Below are 17,118 nucleotides of genomic sequence, written 5' to 3' on the forward strand. Positions count from 1 at the left end.
AATTAGTCATCATACTTAAAATAAATGGAACATTGGTTATCTCGCCACACTGATTGCAAGTGACGCCTAAATACTGATTTTTGAGAAGCTGATAGCGCTGATTGCTGTAGTAATTTTTCATCAACCTTATAGTCGCCACCGTAATAACCAGTAGCATCAACTGGCTGGTCTGTCTTGGCGTTACAAATTGCAGAGTTACCACGTACAGCAAATTTTTGCTGCCCTTCGTACATGACTACTTTCATCTCATCATAACTTACGTCACCATGACAACCGAGATAATAAGGCACACTCACTTCGACAATACCGTTATTATTAATATCAGTCACTACGGCGGTGTTTTTAGCGAATTCTGCGATTACATCTAACCCATCGCAGGGTACATAATCATATATTTGCCATACTGAGACTGGAGCTAAAGGCTATCATTGCTGTGACGCTAAATAGCATGAGAGTATTTGGTATGTTATTTAGCATCATTTAACAACCTAAAGCAATCAAGTATAAGTTTTAGATAAAGGCTTAATATATCATCAATGTAAAAAGAGCATTGATTCTTATCGAACCAATGCTCCCATATTATACCTATCTTCTATCAATGGCGAATTCGCAAAGGATTGTCATCAATAGGCACTATCTAGCTAGCAATTAATAGCCACTATCTATCAACTAATAGCGTGTCACCAAAGCAATTGGTTGATCTTCACCCATAATATCTTGTGGCATAAATACTGCTTCGCCACCATTATGAATGACATGCTCAATGATTTCGCCAATGGCATCATCAGTAACGCCTTCTGAAGCCGCATCATCTGCAAGACTCAAAGTCTGTGCCTTTTCATCAATTCTAGCCGATTGTATATAACCACGACGGACATAAAGCGTCTCGCCTGCACCTTGGAAGGCACTGCGGTAGACTTCTTGTAGATCTGTTTGCAACATATTGGCACCGCGTGCTTTATCAATCTCACCCATGGCAGCTTGATGCAGTGATGTACGATAGCCTTCCACCGCCTCTTGCACACTATTGATAATATGCTGAGCACTACCATCTTCTAGATTGGTCGCATTTGACACTGTGGCAATGATGTTGTCTGGACGATCACAAACTTCTTTATAGTAGCCGATGTTTTTGGCATCGCCAACGACAACCAAAGGCATTTTGTGCTCACCCCACAACTCTTGTACGCTTTTATCCACCTGATTAAAAAACTCTTTTAGATAGCTGCTTTCATTATTAGACGAGCGATCCGATCCACCGTCGCCTGTCGTATATAGACCATTGTTTTCAATAGGAAATGGGATATTATCCATGTTTTTTTGCAGGTCATCGTCCTTATCGAACTCTCTCACCACGCGATCATTAGACGCTTCAATCAAGCGGGCATTATCACGAGTGAGCACCAAGGTGTAATAATGCACCGCGCTTGCCATATCACGCACCAAATCTCGAGTCGCAAAACGATGTGAAATCACCACACGCTCCGTGGTGTCAATCGGCATACGGATAACTTGCACATCCTCAGTACTAGCAAAAATAGCTAAAGTATCAAGATTTAAGTTGTGATTGAGCTCTTTGGTTTTATCATGAATCTTATCAAGTATGGTAGTCGCTGTGCGCTTATCGTATTCGTTGGTTAAGCGTTCTTCAGCCACTTTTAATTGGTTCTTCAGGGCAATGGGATCTTGATCATTAGCAGGATGCTCGCGATGAGTCTTAACAAAGATACTAACCGCAGGATTGGCTTTGGTTTCACGTAAACTTTTGAGAGTCGCTTTCATTTATTGCTCCTTGTTTTATTATCATTTACTTTTAACATTGTGATTTTTACTATTAATCAACTGATTCATAGTTTTTACTATCAGCAGTACTTAATATTTCTATTCCATTGCCTTGATGCTAGCAGTCAAACCTCACTCGCTGTAGGGTTAATTTGCAAGCAAATGATAGCGCTTTGTAAGTAGAACACTCTGTATTGTTCTAAAAGCCTGACGGATCGACTTTAAACCCGTTTAATACTCACTATCTTCTCGATTCACTTTCTTTATAGTCAATGATTAGGTTGCATTTTCGTCAAACGAACCCATCTTTTATATAGCTTATCGATAAGACAGCAAAAAAAGAAAAATAACACAAAGCTAATAACGTTCTAAATGTCACGGCAAGCCAATCTCTTATATAAAGCGACGTTTACTCAATAATAATTCATTCACTACGATCAGATATCGGATACTTTTATGAAAACCCTTCCTGCAGATTTATGCCTTGTCGATTTTGACAACGTTTCGCCAAGTACATTACAAAGCCATGTCATCACTGCCATCGATGCAGCCAATACATTTTTAGATGAGATGAGCGCAGATACTGATAGCCATAACAGCGCTGCTAATATCAGTGCTGAGCAAGCGCTGGCTGATATTATGACTTTTGATCATATTAATCTGGCATTGGATCGCAGTTGGGGCATCTTATCGCACCTGAATAGCGTCATGAGCAATGATGACATTCGTCATGTCCATCATGAACTGCTACCTAAATTATCTGCTTATGGCACACGAGTGGGACAGCATCAGCCGCTATTTAATCGTTATCAAACTATCGTCAATGACACAGCATTTTTTGCGGCGCTTGATCCTGCACGAGCGCGGGCTATTGAGCTTGCGCTACGCAGTTTTGAGCTGTCAGGTGTCGCATTACCAAAAGATAAACAGGAAAAGTTTGCAGCTATTCAAAGTCAGCTTTCTACCTTATCAGCGACCTTTTCAGATAACGTATTGGATGCCACCCAAGCTTATGCCTTACCGCTGCAGCAAGAGCAATTGACAGGTCTAACCGAAAGTGGTTTGGCATTATTGGCAGATGTAGGTGAGCAATATAAAGCCAATCAGCTTGCCAGCGGTGCACTCACGCAAGATGATATTGAAGCGCTACCAACACCTTATTATGTGGCAAGTTTAAACATTCCTGTCTATCTCGCTATCATGACGCATGCGGATGATCGCAGTTTGCGTGAGACTATGTACCGTGCTTATGTCACCCGTGCTTCTGAGTTTGATGCGCATACCAATGCCAAAGGTGAGTCGCTAAACAACGCCGATGTCATGAGTCAAATTCTGCAATTACGTGAGCAAAAAGCCAAGCTATTAGGTTTTGACAATTATGCAGAAGTCTCACTATCGACTAAAATGGCAGATAACGTGGCAGAAGTAGAAACCTTTTTACGGAGTTTGGCCATGCAAGCAACTCCAGCGGCTAAGCAAGACTTAGCCCAGTTGCAAAAGTATGCGCAGGATTATGGTATTGAGGAGTTACAGGCGTGGGACAGTGCTTATATCGCCGAAAAAGTAAAACAAAGCGAGTTCAGCTTATCACAAGAAGAAATCCGCCCGTACTTTCCCTTACCAAAAGTGATTAGCGGATTATTTGCCATCGTTGAGCGTCTGTACGGTATCAAAGTCCAAGAGCAAAGTGAATCCGTATCACGCTGGCACGACGATGTCAGCTTTTATCAGTTGTTTGATGCTGATGATAACTTGCTTGGTGGCTTTTACTTTGACTTATTTGCACGCAGTGGTAAGCGAGGCGGTGCTTGGATGAGTGGTTTTCAGTCACGTTATACTTACAGTGAAAAAAATCAGCAGCAGCTGCCCGTTTGCTTTATGGTCGGCAACTTTACCCCTGCCCTCGATGGCAAACCAAGCTTATTGACGCATGATGAAGTATTGACTCTATTCCATGAGTTTGGTCACGGCCTACATCATTTATTAACCCAAGTGACAGTCGGTGATGTCGCTGGTGTCAATGGCGTTGAGTGGGACGCAGTCGAGTTGCCCAGTCAATTTATGGAAAACTGGGCATGGGATGCCGAAGGTATAGCGCTGATTAGCAGTCATGTCGAAACCAGCGCGCCATTACCAAAAGACAAACTTGCAGCGTTATTGGCGGTGAAGAATTTCCAAAGCGGCATGCAAACCCTACGTCAAATCGAATTCGCACTGTTTGACTTATTGATTCATGCGCAGACGCCAGCGCTAGATTATGACGGTATATTAGCCACGCTAAATACCGTTCGAGACGACATTGCTATCATGCAGACACCTGACTACAACCGTTTTGCCAACGGCTTTAGTCATATCTTTGCAGGCGGCTATGCGGCAGGTTATTACTCGTATAAGTGGGCAGAGTTGCTATCGGCAGATGCCTTTAGCAAGTTTGAAGAAGAAGGTATTTTTAACCCAGTCACTGGTAAAGCCTTCCGTGAGACAATTTTATCCGTTGGTGGTAGTTTCCCTGCCAAGACCAACTTTGAAAATTTCCGTGGTCGTAGCGCCAGCATTGATGCGTTATTACGTCATAGCGGTTTTGATAACGCTAAAAATGACGATGCTGCCAACATTGAAAGCAATGCCCAAACGACGCACGAGGTTATCTAAATGCGCTATCAATCAACGCGACCAAAGCGGCAGTTTTTATCTGGTGTTCGCTGCCCTAAGTGTCAAGCGATGGATGCGGTGGTACAAATAAACGTCATCACCCCAGAACCTGATGAGTATATTGAATGCACATTATGTGGACATAGCGAACATCGCCCTGACCCTGATGCCATCAGTGCCAAAAACCATGCTGAAGACCAAATTGCACGTGATGCTATGGCTACTGGTACCAGCGGCACAGTAAAATTCAAGCCTTAAATATTAAACGTCAAGTCTTAATAGCTACCAGCCTATCTAGCAATAGATAGGCTTTTTATTTTGAGTTTGCTATAGTATGGCTACTTATATTTCTAACATAAATCGACTATAGTATGAAAAGCCAAAAAATGCGTCGTCTGTCAACCAGGTCACTGAAAAAAAAGCCCAGTAAGTCACGCCAGAAATGGTTGTCAATTATTATATTAGCGGCATTACTGATTGGCTACTTGGTCTGGAAAAACAATTCGATAGACACTAATACTGCGCCTATCGAAAGTACACCACCGACGACTGAACCAGATAGCGCTACTCAATTAGATGCTACGCCTTTAGGTAATAATGACAATAGTTCAAACAATAGTGACTTAACGTTAAATACTGATGAGACAAACACAGTCAATCAAATACCTAATGCTGATGCGATCTTAAATGCGGCTTTGCCAGAAACAGATAGTCTTGCTAAAGAAGAAATAGATCGCTTAGCAGATGAAAAACAGCGCTTCGCTGAACAAAAAAAACTCGCTGCTGAACAGCTGGTCATGAATAAGCAATTGACGACAATGAAGGCTGAGCAAATCGCCCTACTTGAACAACAAATAGCGCAATTAGAAGCCGAGACAAACGGCGACAAACAGTAGCTCATTATTTATACTTTTATCAAGGGGCTGACAATGGCGACTTTGCAACTTACCCACGCCCCTATCTTAAATAGTAGCGCGCAGCTGCTTATTCTACCAGTCAATACTGCAGGGATTCTTTTAGATCCTGTTCTCACAAAAGCTAAGATTTTATTTGCTGATAATTATCAACGTTACTATCGTGCATGCCGTGATGGCAGTTTACGTGTAGGTAGTTGCTTACTGCAGAAACGCATGCTTGAGCAAGCTGGTTTAAGTATCAGCAGTAATGGTAATCAGCCCAGTTATATCGCTAATCTTGTGGTATCAAATCATCCTTACCACCCCACACGGTCACAATGGTTAATTGCCGCGTTGAATGATTTATCTGAGCAGCTTATCCCGCTTATACGTTATCAAGGTATTCGTAGAATTGCCCTACTGGCACGTCCCCTTATTCATAACCACTTACGAAATGAGACAGCCAACGTTTCTAACGCAGCCAATTTAGCAAACACAGGCTCACTTGCGTTAGACTGGCACGCTGATATCTTACCGTTACTCTTACAGCACCTACAAGACTTGCCTAAAGTTCGAATCGATATTCATCTTCCTAAAGACTTTAATATAGACTAACCACTTTGATATAGACCAGTTACTTTAATAAGATACTCTACTGCAAATAAGATTTTACACCCATAAAAAAACCGCCTTAAGCACTCATGACGAGAGACTTAAAGCGGTTTTTATATGTTGACTACATTAGATATCGATTAGCTTTGCTCGATACCTTTCATAGTCAATTTAATACGACCACGGTTATCGACGTCTTGGACGAAGACTTTAACGATCTGACCTTCTTTTAGATAGTCAGAAACATTCTCAACGCGCTCTTCAGCAATTTGTGAGATGTGTACCAAGCCATCAGTGTTTGGCAAGACATTAATAAACGCGCCAAAATCAACGATACGAGCAACCGTACCTTCATAAGTTTTGCCCACTTCAACTTCTGCCGTCAACGCTTCGATTCTACCGATAGCTGCTTTAGTTGCCGCTTTGTTCTCACCAAAGATACGAATCGTGCCACCATCATCGATATCGATAACGGCGCCAGTCTCTTCAGTTAGCTGACGGATCATCGCGCCACCTTTACCGATGACATCACGGATTTTATCAGGATTGATTTCGATAACCGCATAGTTAGGTGCATGAGCATTGATTTCAGTACGGCTCTCAGGCAATACTTTATTCATCGCGTCTAGGATGTGGATACGACCCGCATGGGCTTGCTTAAGCGCTTGCTCCATGATATCAGGGGTAATACCTTCGATTTTGATGTCCATCTGCAGCGCAGTAATACCGTTTTTAGAACCGGCTACTTTAAAGTCCATATCGCCTAGATGATCTTCATCACCTAAGATGTCAGACAATACGGCAAAGCGCTCGCCTTCTTTTACTAGACCCATCGCGATACCAGCAACCGGTGCTTTGATTGGTACGCCAGCATCCATCAATGCCAAGCTTGCACCGCAAACAGACGCCATAGAAGATGAACCGTTTGACTCGGTAATCTCTGATACCACACGGATGACATACGGGAAGCGTTCGCTATCTGGTAGCATCGCTTGTACACCGCGACGTGCTAAACGGCCATGACCGATTTCACGACGTTTTGGAATACCTTCACGACCTGTTTCACCAACTGAGAAATGCGGGAAGTTGTAATGCAGCATGAAATGGTCACGAATCGTGCCACCTAGTGAGTCAATCATGTTGACATCACGGCTGTTACCAAGCGTGGTCGTAACCAATGCTTGCGTTTCACCGCGTGTGAACAATGCTGAACCATGCGTGTATGGCAATACACCAACTTGTACGTCAAGGGCACGAACAGTCTCAAGATCACGACCATCAATACGCGGCTTGCCTGACAAGATGTTGTCACGAACCGTACGATATTTAAGATCGTTATAAATTTCTTTAAGCTCAGATACTGTATCAGCGTAAGTTTCTGACTCAGCATCACCAGCAAGTGCATCGATAATTGATTGCTTGATTTCATCAAGCTTAGTATAACGAGCTTGCTTATCAGTAATCGTATAAGCGTCAGCAACTTGCTCACCAAACTGCTCTTTCATGCTGCTAGTAAGCGCTTGATCACGCTCAGGGGCAGTATACTGCTGCTTAGCAGTACCAATTTCTTCTGCCATTGAAGCAATGTTATCAATAACGATTTGCTGTTGCTGATGACCATATAGTACCGCGCCTAGCATCTGATCTTCTGACAGCTCTGCTGCTTCAGATTCAACCATTAGTACCGCAGACTTCGTACCAGCCACAACCAAGTCAAGATCGCTCTCTTTAAGCTGCTCAATCGTTGGGTTCAGGATGTACTCGCCGTTGATAAAGCCAACACGAGCAGCTGCGACTGGACCATTGAATGGCGCATCAGAGATGGCCAATGCTGCTGAGGCACCGATTAAGGCTGCGATATCTGCAGACTGAGTCTTATCTGATGAAACAACCGTTGCCGTAATTTGAATTTCGTTAACATAACCTTCAGGGAATAGCGGACGAATCGGGCGGTCAATCAAGCGTGAGGTTAGGGTTTCGAACTCGCTTGCACGACCTTCACGTTTGCCATAGGCACCTGGGATTTTGCCCGCTGCATACATTTTTTCTTGATAGTTGACCGTTAGCGGAAAGAAGTTTTGACCTTCTTTAGCCTCTGACTTTACCACTGCTGCGACAAGTACCGTAACGCCGCCCATATGTACTAAGATAGAGTTTGCTTGACGAGCAATACGACCTGTCTCGATCACAACCTGTTGGTTGCCATACTGAAATTCACGCTTAATGGTGTTAAACATTGTCATATAATCTTCCTAATGTTGACTGACGAAAGTAATATCAGCATTATAAAAAGCTGATATTTTTCATTAAAATTCTGTGTATGTGACTACTAGTGTATATGACTAATAATTGACAGTCTTTCTCTCAGAAATCATCTCAACCAGTGCCAATAACATTACCTAGTTATTCCATATGCCTATCGGTGCTAGACATCGTACTATTGTGTATATTTGGTCATTCAATTTTGGCTTTACTATAAATACTATCAAAAAGACCTTAAGTCAAAAGACTTCGGTGCTAAAAACCCTATAGGCTATTTTTCTGCGCTTTTGAGAGTCAGGTATTAGCGCAGCTAGCTATTCTATAAGCTAAGAAACGGGTATTTTATAAATAGTCACCATATATGTAGTAGATATACTATCAAACTCACAAGGCATTATTTTACAGTGATTTATAGCCATTGACCAATGAATTGCGGAACACAGCAATTATCGATAGAAAACACTTAGCTCTAGGCTCTAGTATTACTATTTTTACGAAAACTTCTATTACCTACTTTGAATTGGTCTTTGTAACCAATGCTATCCAAAGTCAATCTTGAAAATGAATAAGCATAAAAAAACGGCGTGAAACTATTCCACACCGTTTTTAGAAAAATCTATTTTATCGATAGCAACAAGCAAGTTCCAAGCGAATCAGAAAAAATTCTAAAATAGCACCATATGATGGCTTCTTTTATCTTAGCATCCACTCGTACTATTGTCGTTAGATTAACGACGTAGACCTAACTGGCTGATAAGCGTGGTATAACGACCAAGATCTTTACCTTTTAGGTAATCAAGCAATTTACGACGCGTGTTAACCATACGGATAAGACCGCGACGGCTATGATGGTCAGCTTTATGTGCTTTAAAATGGTTCTGCAAATCGTTGATACGAGCACTCAATAGAGCTACTTGAACTTCTGGAGAACCAGTGTCATTTTCGCCACGTTGGTATTGAGCAATGATTTGTTCGCGATCGGTATTAGTTAGCATAAATATCTCCGGCAATGCTAAAAGCTTTAAGACATTCTCGAATTTGAGTAAAATCTAAAGCAGTAGAATAGTAAATAAAATAGCCTGCACGTCATTCAGGACAACCCTGCATTACTAGAGTTGACCTAGTGTACGACAAGCTAATGAGTCATAACGACCATTTAGAATAAGCTGCGATGAGAGACCACTTAATATAACTATCCGTTTTGGACAGCCTATGAAGCACGATGTCTTATCTCAACCTAATGTAAATGTGACGGTGATTATAACAAAAAACTGCTGAACTAGCAGCAGTTTTTCATAATACTTGTAAAGTCAGATTTATTTTTTATAGTTAAATCATCCGTCAATAGGCAATAGAATTTGCTTATTTCTTGACGTCATCTTCCGTCGCGTTACCGCCTAGTTCATCATCTTCAAGCGGTGCAGCTGTGGTAACTTCTGCTAAACTATCAGGAGTAGCATGCTCGCTAGGATTGATGTCTTCTGCAAGCCTTTCAATCTCTTTTTCTTGCTCATCCATGTTATTCAATGAATTACTCATATTAGCTCCTGAATTATTATTTTTTGAAGTAGCTGCTTTATACTTTTTACATTGAAATGCAAATGTCATCAGTGATATTGAGGTGATAAGCAAATATATCAGTGTCACCCTATTATGGATAACACTTTACATACTCTACTTGTCTTCTTTAGCATTTCCTAGGTTGTCAGCAATACGCTCTGCTGCGGCTTCACTATCTTCAGTATGATTGTTCTCAGTTTGGCTTTTAAGTGCTGCAGTTGCTGACTCAGAACGTTGTTGCTCAAGCTTGGTATCGTTTGGGTTAGAGTTTGACATAATGTTTTCCTCAGTTACGGTTGTGGATGTTTAAGAAATATAAGTTGTGAATGTTTAAGAAATATAAATAATTGATTATTCAGTAAATGGGTAGAAAAATTAAGATAATGCCTTATCAATAGCATCAACGAAATTGCTGATATCATCTGGATTACGTGAGGTAATCAAATTACCATCTACCTGTACTGTTTGATCTACAAATTTTGCACCAGCGTTTTCTAAATCTATCTGCAGCGTATGATAAGCAGTGAGCGTTTTACCTTTGGCAATACCTGTATTGATAAGTGCCCAAGGAGCATGGCAAATGACAGCTAATGGCTTGCCTGCATCATTGATAGCATTGATAATACTATGAGCCTCTTCATTGCCACGAATCGTATCCGCATTGACAGTACCACCTGGTAGCACCAACGCATCATAATCAGAAATGCTTGCGTCTTTTGCAAAAATATCAGCAATAAAGGTGTCGCCTTTGTCTACATCTTGCTGCATGGCTTGCACTTCTTTTTCTTTATTTGTGGTTATAAGAAGTGTCTTGTAACCTTTATCTTTGAGTTGATTATTAACCTCTTCGTATTCTGCTTGCTCGAAGTTATTGTGTAGTAAAAAAGCGATGGTTTTCATGATATTCCTTTTTTCGTTATGAGTAATTTTCTTTTAGTTGTTTTATTATTCATACTTTATTTTTATGAGTCGTTGTTATTATTGGCCGTATAGTCTTCCTCTGACCCATCTTGTTCCTATTAAACATTCTCTTTCGAACCTAGTTTTTATTTTTGATATATGACTTTTTATCTTATTATTTTTTATGTTCTTATTGTTAGAGTCTTAGTTCGATTTATTTTTCTATCCAGACTTCCTATCCGGTAGATCTAAAGTACAAAAAAAACAGGTTCCACCATAGGTGAAACCTGCAATAAAATGTGAGGATATGTGATTAGTGTAAACTATTAGTAAGCTAAATCGTGTTTAAACGAGGGTTATATAAGAACCGTAACATTAACGCTGGATTAATTTTTTAGGCTGCAATCTACCGTTGAGACTTACGGCACCCAATCCAAGAAAATGCCCTTGCTGATTTATCAAACGAATATCAGCTGGAATCTCATGGATCAAGGGTTGTTGGTCATCGTCACTACTAACCATATCACTATCTAGTTGAATATCGTTGTTTTCTGACACAGACGACTGATGGCTAATACTAGTTGAAATATAGTCGCGCAGACTGTCTGTCAGCTGCTCAAATACATTCAAACGTTGACCCATGTGTATACGCTCACACTGCTCAACCGTCAACACCATCTCAGCTTCAATATTAATGCAAGCATCTACCGGCATCAATTGCTCTTGCCTGTTATCGAACACTAATGCTTCTAAGTCTGGCAAAGTAATCGCATCATTGATTTTAAAATCACCAACCTGCGTACGGCGTAATGCAGTCAAATGCCCTAATGTACCCATCGCTTTGGCGATGTCTTCACCGAGTACACGCACATAAGTACCTTTAGTACAGGTCACTGTCAATTGAATTTTCTCATGATCAAGCGCTTTTAAATCAATGGCCTTGATTACAATATCTCTAGGCGCTCGTTCTACCTCGATTCCCGCACGAGCATACTCATAGAGTTTTTTGCCATCTTTTTTTAGTGCAGAATACATCGGTGGTATCTGCTGCTGAGCACCTAAAAACTGCTGGGCGACTTTGTCTAAAAGGACATGATCAAATTTTGGAATGGGTGCTTGTGCAACGATTTGACCATCGGCATCACCCGTATCAGTTTGACCACCAAGTAGAATAGTTGCTTGATAAGATTTATCTGCATCTAGCTGATAATGACTAAATTTCGTCGCTTCACCCATACAAATAGGCAATAGACCGGTTGCCATTGGATCAAGTGTCCCTGTGTGCCCCGCTTTTTTACTGTCATGATTTGGCGACTTAAAAAGATACTTCACCTTTGACACCACTTGCTGTGAAGTCATACCTTTAGGTTTATCAACTAAAATAACACCCGAGACTTTAATCTTGTTAGAGTGATTACTAGACTTTTTATCCGCTTGCGTAGATGCGATAGACATAACGACTTTTACCCTTCTACTCTTCGTTTTCTTGCTCGTCAGACTCATTTTCTTCAGTCTTAATCACTGCTTTACTGATTAAATCCATCATGTAATTACCACGAGCAGTCACTTCGTCATAATGAAAACGCAAGCGTGGTGTGGTACGTGTTTTTAGGCTGTGGCTTAATTCGGTGCGCAAAAAGCCCGCCGCTTTATTAAGTACTTTGATACTCTCTTCATGATTGGTCTTATTCATGGAATCGTTAAGCTCAGGCTCCATGATGGTGACATAGACATCAGCATATCCTAAGTCAGGACTAACTTTGACACTAGAAATAGTGACAAAACCAGTTAAACGAGGGTCATTGACTGCATCACGGATGAGAACAGCAAGCTCACGCTGAATTTGGTCGGCTAAGCGTTGTAGACGTTGGTTCATATTTTTACCTTACTTTAATATGGCTTATTTTCGCTGATTGATATATTGGCTTATTAACAAATTTTAGGACTAATAGTTGGTAAAAAAGGCCTAGCAGGATGTACCTGTTAGGCCTAAGTACAGCTAGATATTAAGAAGATACTAATCTGCTCAGCTGATTAAGCATATTGCATGATTAGATATCCTGCTATCGAACTGTAACGTTAGATAGTACGTGCAAACTCTTGGATTTCAAAGACTTCGATCTTATCGCCAGCTTCGACATCATAGCCACGAACAGCCATACCGCATTCCATGCCAGTACGTACTTCATTAACGTCTTCTTTATAGCGACGCAATGATTGCAATTGACCGGTAAAGATAACTTGGTCATCACGCAATACGCGGATCGGTTTGTTGCGATAAATTGTACCTTCAACCACCATACAACCAGCAGCAGCACCGAACTTACTAGAACGGAATACTTCACGAACGTCTGCAACACCAAGGATTTTCTCACGATGTTCTGGCGCAAGCATACCACTCATAGCTGCTTTCACATCATCAATCAAACCATAGATAACGCTGTAATAACGGATATCCATGTTGGCGGCATCCGCTTTGCGACGTGCGGTCGCATCAGCACGAACATTGAAACCTAACAATACCGCTTCGCTAGATTCTGCAAGTGTCACATCAGATTCAGAGATAGGACCGACGCCTGAGCTGATTACTCTGACTTTAACTTCATCAGTTGATAGCTCATTCAATGCAGAAAGCAGTGCTTCAAGCGAACCACGAACATCGGTTTTCAATACGATATTCAAGAATGACACATCGCCTTGTTCCATCTGATCAAACATGCTTTCTAAACGCATGGCATTCTGACGTTCAAGTTGACGCTCACGCTCACGGTTACTTCTAAACTCTGCCACTTCGCGAGCTTTTTTCTCGTCGGTTAAGACTAAGAACTCGCTGCCAGCTGCTGGCGTTTCAGGTAGGCCTAAAATTTCTACAGGGATAGAAGGACCTGCTGATTGAATACGCTTACCATGTTCATCAGTCATCGCACGAACTTTACCATAATGCTCGCCAGCCAAGACCAAGTCACCTTGCTTCAATGTGCCTTTTTTGACTAAGACACTAACAACCGGACCGCGCCCTTTTTCAAGTCTTGATTCAATGACCACACCTTGAGCAGCGCCATCTAACGGTGCTTCTAGCTCCATTAGTTCAGCTTGTAGGCTAATAAGTTCTAACAGCTCATCAATACCATCGCCGGTTTTGGCTGAGATGCGAGCCATTGGGGTATCGCCGCCCCACTCTTCTGAAACGACTTCTTTAGCAGTCAATTCATTAAGGACGCGATCTGGATCAGCGCTTGGCTTATCCATTTTATTGATTGCAACGATAATTGGCGTACCAGCAGCACGAGCATGATCAATAGCTTCTGCTGTTTGCGGCATCATACCATCATCAGCGGCAACAACTAACACAACAATATCAGTCGCCTGTGCACCGCGTGAACGCATAGCACTAAAGGCCGCGTGACCTGGAGTATCAAGGAAGGTAATCACACCACGATCGGTCTTAACGTGATAAGCACCGATATGCTGAGTAATACCACCTGCTTCACCAGTTGCCACTTTTGTTTCACGAATTTTATCAAGTAATGATGTCTTACCGTGATCGACGTGACCCATGATCGTGACTACTGGCGGACGAGTTTGAACGTTACTGCTACGCTCATCAACGGCGTCTTGTAGATCGTCTTCAACCTTAGTATCACTAACTAGTACTGGATTGTGACCCATCTCTTCAACGAGCAAACTTGCTGTCGCTTGATCAATCGTATCTGACTCACGAGCCATCTCACCCATTTTCATAAGCAATTTGGTGACTTCGCGCGCTTTAACTGCCATACGTTGAGCAAGATCTGCGACTGTAATTTGTTCACTAATCTCAACATCGTAAACAATTTTTTCAACAGGTTTTTCGAACTTATGCTGTGATGCTTGCGTTGAACGCAAACCGTTTTTACGGTTTTTGATTTCACGCTCATCTTGATTCTTACGACGACCACGGCCACGAGCACTAGTACTACTGGTGCCACGCTTGATTTCACGACGTTCTTTTTCAAACGATTCTTCTAAGGCATCACCAACCAAACCTTCAGCTAGTGGCTCGTCTTTACGAACTTCAGAAGCAGGCTGATCTGTATATTTTCCAGCCATTTTACGCATTTGTTCAAGCGTACGTTTCTGTGCTTCTTCAGCTTGAGCGCGGCGTGTTTCTGTTTCGATTTCACGTAAACGAGCTTCTTCTTTCTCACGCATTTCGCGCGCTTTACGCTCAACTGCCGTTTCAACTTTCGGTTTCGTCGCTGCAACTTTTTTCTTCGGTTGGTCTTTAGGTTTTACTTCGACAGTGGTTTTGCCACCTTTTTTCACAACCACTGAGGTTGAGATATCGTCGTTTTTATCATCTGACTTTTTGCTAGAGCCTAAGCTTGCACGCATTGCAGCCAAGGTTGCAGCTTGACGTTCTTCAGATTTTTTCTTGGTAGCAGCACGCTCTTCAGCATCTTTAGCAGCACGTTCTTGCGACTCAATCATCGCTTGCTCACGCGCAGCCAACTCTTCAGCCATTTTTTCTGGATCAGGCTTTTCAAATACTTTCTTTTTACGCACTTCCACATTGACGCTCTTAGATTTACCTGAAGAGCCGGTCACGCGCGCAGTACTAGTTGTCTTAGATTTAAGACTAATACGACGCTTTTCTTGCTGACCATGACTTTGCTTTAAATACGTCACCAACTTCTCTTGCTCAAGCTCAGTGACTAGGTCACCTTCTGCACGAGCAGGCAGTCCAGCATCTACCAATTGCTGTTGTACAGCACTTGCGGTTTTGCCTACCATATCTGCCAGTTCTTTGACGGTCTTATCTGCCATTTATTATCACCTACTGTCTATTATTTGCTATATGTTCAATTCAGTTGTTGGCTACAAATGATTGGGGTAAGGCTGGTATTGGTACTGCGTTCATACCAGCACTTTATTATCGATAGCATATCACTAAAAGACAGCGATATGCAGTTACCGCTTATTCATTGAACCAAGATTCCCGAGCTTTCATGATGAGTTTTCCTGCGGTTTCAGAGTCTAAACCTTCGATATCTTCGAGATCGAAGACTGCTTGTTCTGCCAAATCATCAACGGTAATAATGTCTTTTTGTGCCATTTTATAAGCCCAATTGACTGTCATACCTTCAAGCTCTTGTAGCTCTTGACTTGGCTCTTTCATGTTCTGTTGTTTGACCAGCTCATCAGCGATGACGACTTCTTTTGCACGCTCTTGAATCATCTCAATTGCTTCATCGTCTAGACCTTCAATATCATAAAAGGTTTCAACTGGTACGTAAGCCACTTCTTCAATACTGGTAAAACCAATATCGACAAGTGCTTGCGCTAAGTCTTTATCTACTTCTAAACGTTCATAGAATAATTCGATAAAGGCTTTCGATTCGTTTTGTTGACGCTGCTGATATTCTTCTTCTAGCATCATATTAAGCTTATAGCCCGTTAGCTCAGACGCCAAACGTACGTTTTGACCTTGTGAACCGATCGCACGCGCCAACTGATCATTGGTGCTAAAGATAATATCAGCCGTTTGCGTATCTTCATCCAAGATGATGCTACTGACGTCAGCTGGCTCTAAAGCACTGATAATGAACTGTGCTGGATCATCTGACCATACCACCACATCAATGCGTTCGCCATCAAGCTCCTGCTGTACGGCTTGGATACGTGTACCACGCATACCAATACAAGCACCAACTGGATCGATACGATGATCGTTGGTTTTCACAGCTATTTTAGCACGAGTACCCGGCAAGCGCGCGACGTTGCGGATTTCAATAATTTGTTCGGCAATTTCAGGCACTTCTTTTTGCATCAATGCTGAAAGCATTTCAGGATGAGTACGAGACAGTAGCAACTGAGCGCCGCGGTTTTCACGGTTTACATGATACAAAATGGCATTGATACGTGATTTTGCACGTAATTGCTCACGCGGCAGCATCTGATCACGTGACAAATAGCCTTCGGCATTGTCACCTAGATCAATGATATAGCCATCACGAGTCTGCTTCTTGACTTCGCCATACATCATCTCGCCAACACGTGGCTCAAAAGCATCTGCTACTAAATTACGCTCAGCTTCACGAATCTTTTGGATGATGACTTGTTTGGCTTGAGTCGCAGCAATACGACCAAACTCAATCGATTCAATCTGTTCTTCTTTGACATCACCGATTGACCATTCTTCTGGATCAAGATCGCTGATGGCTAGCTGACAAGCCGGCATTTCATGGTCTTCATCTGCAACCACTGTCCAGTAACGATAAGTATCATAATCGCCGGTTGTACGGTCGATAGCAACCCGTACTGCCACTTCTGGCTGTTCGGTGTATACTTTTTTCTTGGTAGATACCACCAAAGCATCTTCTATCGCTTCAAAGATATCTTCAGGATTTAAGCCCTTTTCATTACTGACAGTTTCTACTACCGTTAAGATTTCACGACTCATGCTATACCTGTC

Annotated in this window: 15 protein-coding genes; 4 read left to right on the top strand and 11 right to left on the bottom strand. The window is 42.0% G+C overall.

What is annotated here, in order from left to right; genetic code table 11:
• Nucleotides 1-2 precede the first annotated feature (2 nt).
• A complete protein-coding gene (locus tag ACT3S4_RS08650; RefSeq protein WP_444760912.1) occupies nucleotides 3-395 on the bottom strand; it encodes a M949_RS01915 family surface polysaccharide biosynthesis protein in 393 nt (130 codons plus the stop codon).
• A 274-nt stretch (nucleotides 396-669) separates the two neighbouring features.
• Nucleotides 670-1,782 (bottom strand): AOC03_06830 family ribosome hibernation factor, encoded by a 1,113-nt coding sequence (locus tag ACT3S4_RS08655; RefSeq protein ID WP_444760882.1) that lies wholly within the window; start codon nucleotides 1,780-1,782, stop codon nucleotides 670-672.
• Nucleotides 1,783-2,238: 456 nt separating this feature from the next.
• Between ACT3S4_RS08655 and ACT3S4_RS08660 the strand changes: the two genes are divergently transcribed.
• From ACT3S4_RS08660 to ACT3S4_RS08675, 4 genes are all read left to right on the top strand, one after another.
• Complete coding sequence (locus ACT3S4_RS08660) at nucleotides 2,239-4,434, top strand: M3 family metallopeptidase (RefSeq protein WP_444760883.1); 2,196 nt, start codon at nucleotides 2,239-2,241, stop codon at nucleotides 4,432-4,434.
• Complete coding sequence (locus ACT3S4_RS08665) at nucleotides 4,435-4,692, top strand: YheV family putative metal-binding protein (RefSeq protein WP_109590586.1); 258 nt, start codon at nucleotides 4,435-4,437, stop codon at nucleotides 4,690-4,692. It begins immediately after the preceding gene.
• A 113-nt stretch (nucleotides 4,693-4,805) separates the two neighbouring features.
• The gene (locus ACT3S4_RS08670) at nucleotides 4,806-5,330 is read left to right on the top strand and encodes a hypothetical protein (RefSeq protein ID WP_109590584.1); all 525 of its coding nucleotides are present in this window, start codon (nucleotides 4,806-4,808) and stop codon (nucleotides 5,328-5,330) included.
• A 33-nt stretch (nucleotides 5,331-5,363) separates the two neighbouring features.
• Nucleotides 5,364-5,945 carry a hypothetical protein gene (locus ACT3S4_RS08675; RefSeq protein ID WP_109590582.1) on the top strand — a complete coding sequence of 194 codons (582 nt, stop codon included), beginning with the start codon at nucleotides 5,364-5,366 and terminating at the stop codon, nucleotides 5,943-5,945.
• Between the two features lie 137 nt (nucleotides 5,946-6,082).
• On the opposite strand, the gene pnp is transcribed toward ACT3S4_RS08675, so the two are convergent.
• From pnp to nusA, 9 genes are all read right to left on the bottom strand, one after another.
• On the bottom strand, nucleotides 6,083-8,185 hold the full coding sequence (gene pnp, locus ACT3S4_RS08680) for a polyribonucleotide nucleotidyltransferase (protein WP_109590580.1): 2,103 nt from the start codon (nucleotides 8,183-8,185) through the stop codon (nucleotides 6,083-6,085).
• A 747-nt stretch (nucleotides 8,186-8,932) separates the two neighbouring features.
• A complete protein-coding gene (gene rpsO, locus ACT3S4_RS08685) occupies nucleotides 8,933-9,199 on the bottom strand; it encodes a 30S ribosomal protein S15 (RefSeq protein ID WP_045443035.1) in 267 nt (88 codons plus the stop codon).
• A 367-nt stretch (nucleotides 9,200-9,566) separates the two neighbouring features.
• Nucleotides 9,567-9,743, bottom strand: a complete 177-nt coding sequence (locus ACT3S4_RS08690; RefSeq protein WP_170108275.1) for a hypothetical protein — start codon at nucleotides 9,741-9,743, stop codon at nucleotides 9,567-9,569.
• Between the two features lie 135 nt (nucleotides 9,744-9,878).
• Nucleotides 9,879-10,040: a hypothetical protein gene (locus ACT3S4_RS08695; RefSeq protein ID WP_201552322.1), complete on the bottom strand. Its 162-nt coding sequence runs from the start codon at nucleotides 10,038-10,040 to the stop codon at nucleotides 9,879-9,881.
• A gap of 99 nt (nucleotides 10,041-10,139) precedes the next feature.
• Complete coding sequence (locus ACT3S4_RS08700) at nucleotides 10,140-10,664, bottom strand: type 1 glutamine amidotransferase domain-containing protein (RefSeq protein ID WP_045454877.1); 525 nt, start codon at nucleotides 10,662-10,664, stop codon at nucleotides 10,140-10,142.
• Between the two features lie 375 nt (nucleotides 10,665-11,039).
• On the bottom strand, nucleotides 11,040-12,119 hold the full coding sequence (gene truB, locus ACT3S4_RS08705) for a tRNA pseudouridine(55) synthase TruB (RefSeq protein WP_109590576.1): 1,080 nt from the start codon (nucleotides 12,117-12,119) through the stop codon (nucleotides 11,040-11,042).
• A 16-nt stretch (nucleotides 12,120-12,135) separates the two neighbouring features.
• Nucleotides 12,136-12,540, bottom strand: coding sequence for a ribosome-binding factor A (locus ACT3S4_RS08710; protein WP_045443024.1), 405 nt, complete (start codon nucleotides 12,538-12,540; stop codon nucleotides 12,136-12,138).
• Nucleotides 12,541-12,743: 203 nt separating this feature from the next.
• Nucleotides 12,744-15,470 (bottom strand): translation initiation factor IF-2, encoded by a 2,727-nt coding sequence (gene infB / locus ACT3S4_RS08715; RefSeq protein ID WP_045443021.1) that lies wholly within the window; start codon nucleotides 15,468-15,470, stop codon nucleotides 12,744-12,746.
• Nucleotides 15,471-15,621: 151 nt separating this feature from the next.
• Nucleotides 15,622-17,106 carry a transcription termination factor NusA gene (gene nusA, locus ACT3S4_RS08720; RefSeq protein ID WP_055123697.1) on the bottom strand — a complete coding sequence of 495 codons (1,485 nt, stop codon included), beginning with the start codon at nucleotides 17,104-17,106 and terminating at the stop codon, nucleotides 15,622-15,624.
• Between the last annotated feature and the right edge of the window lie 12 nt (nucleotides 17,107-17,118).

This window comes from Psychrobacter sp. AOP30-A2-5 (assembly GCF_052378115.1).
Taxonomy (GTDB): domain Bacteria; phylum Pseudomonadota; class Gammaproteobacteria; order Pseudomonadales; family Moraxellaceae; genus Psychrobacter.

Excerpts from the sequence above, each read along its gene's own strand:
- ACT3S4_RS08655 (WP_444760882.1), bottom strand. The coding sequence starts at position 1,782 with ATGAAAGCGACTCTCAAAAGTTTACGTGAAACCAAAGCCAATCCTGCG.
- ACT3S4_RS08660 (WP_444760883.1), top strand. The coding sequence starts at position 2,239 with ATGAAAACCCTTCCTGCAGATTTATGCCTTGTCGATTTTGACAACGTT.
- ACT3S4_RS08665 (WP_109590586.1), top strand. The coding sequence starts at position 4,435 with ATGCGCTATCAATCAACGCGACCAAAGCGGCAGTTTTTATCTGGTGTT.
- ACT3S4_RS08670 (WP_109590584.1), top strand. The coding sequence starts at position 4,806 with ATGAAAAGCCAAAAAATGCGTCGTCTGTCAACCAGGTCACTGAAAAAA.
- ACT3S4_RS08675 (WP_109590582.1), top strand. The coding sequence starts at position 5,364 with ATGGCGACTTTGCAACTTACCCACGCCCCTATCTTAAATAGTAGCGCG.
- pnp (WP_109590580.1), bottom strand. The coding sequence starts at position 8,185 with ATGACAATGTTTAACACCATTAAGCGTGAATTTCAGTATGGCAACCAA.
- rpsO (WP_045443035.1), bottom strand. The coding sequence starts at position 9,199 with ATGCTAACTAATACCGATCGCGAACAAATCATTGCTCAATACCAACGT.
- ACT3S4_RS08690 (WP_170108275.1), bottom strand. The coding sequence starts at position 9,743 with ATGAGTAATTCATTGAATAACATGGATGAGCAAGAAAAAGAGATTGAA.
- ACT3S4_RS08695 (WP_201552322.1), bottom strand. The coding sequence starts at position 10,040 with ATGTCAAACTCTAACCCAAACGATACCAAGCTTGAGCAACAACGTTCT.
- ACT3S4_RS08700 (WP_045454877.1), bottom strand. The coding sequence starts at position 10,664 with ATGAAAACCATCGCTTTTTTACTACACAATAACTTCGAGCAAGCAGAA.
- truB (WP_109590576.1), bottom strand. The coding sequence starts at position 12,119 with ATGTCTATCGCATCTACGCAAGCGGATAAAAAGTCTAGTAATCACTCT.
- ACT3S4_RS08710 (WP_045443024.1), bottom strand. The coding sequence starts at position 12,540 with ATGAACCAACGTCTACAACGCTTAGCCGACCAAATTCAGCGTGAGCTT.
- infB (WP_045443021.1), bottom strand. The coding sequence starts at position 15,470 with ATGGCAGATAAGACCGTCAAAGAACTGGCAGATATGGTAGGCAAAACC.
- nusA (WP_055123697.1), bottom strand. The coding sequence starts at position 17,106 with ATGAGTCGTGAAATCTTAACGGTAGTAGAAACTGTCAGTAATGAAAAG.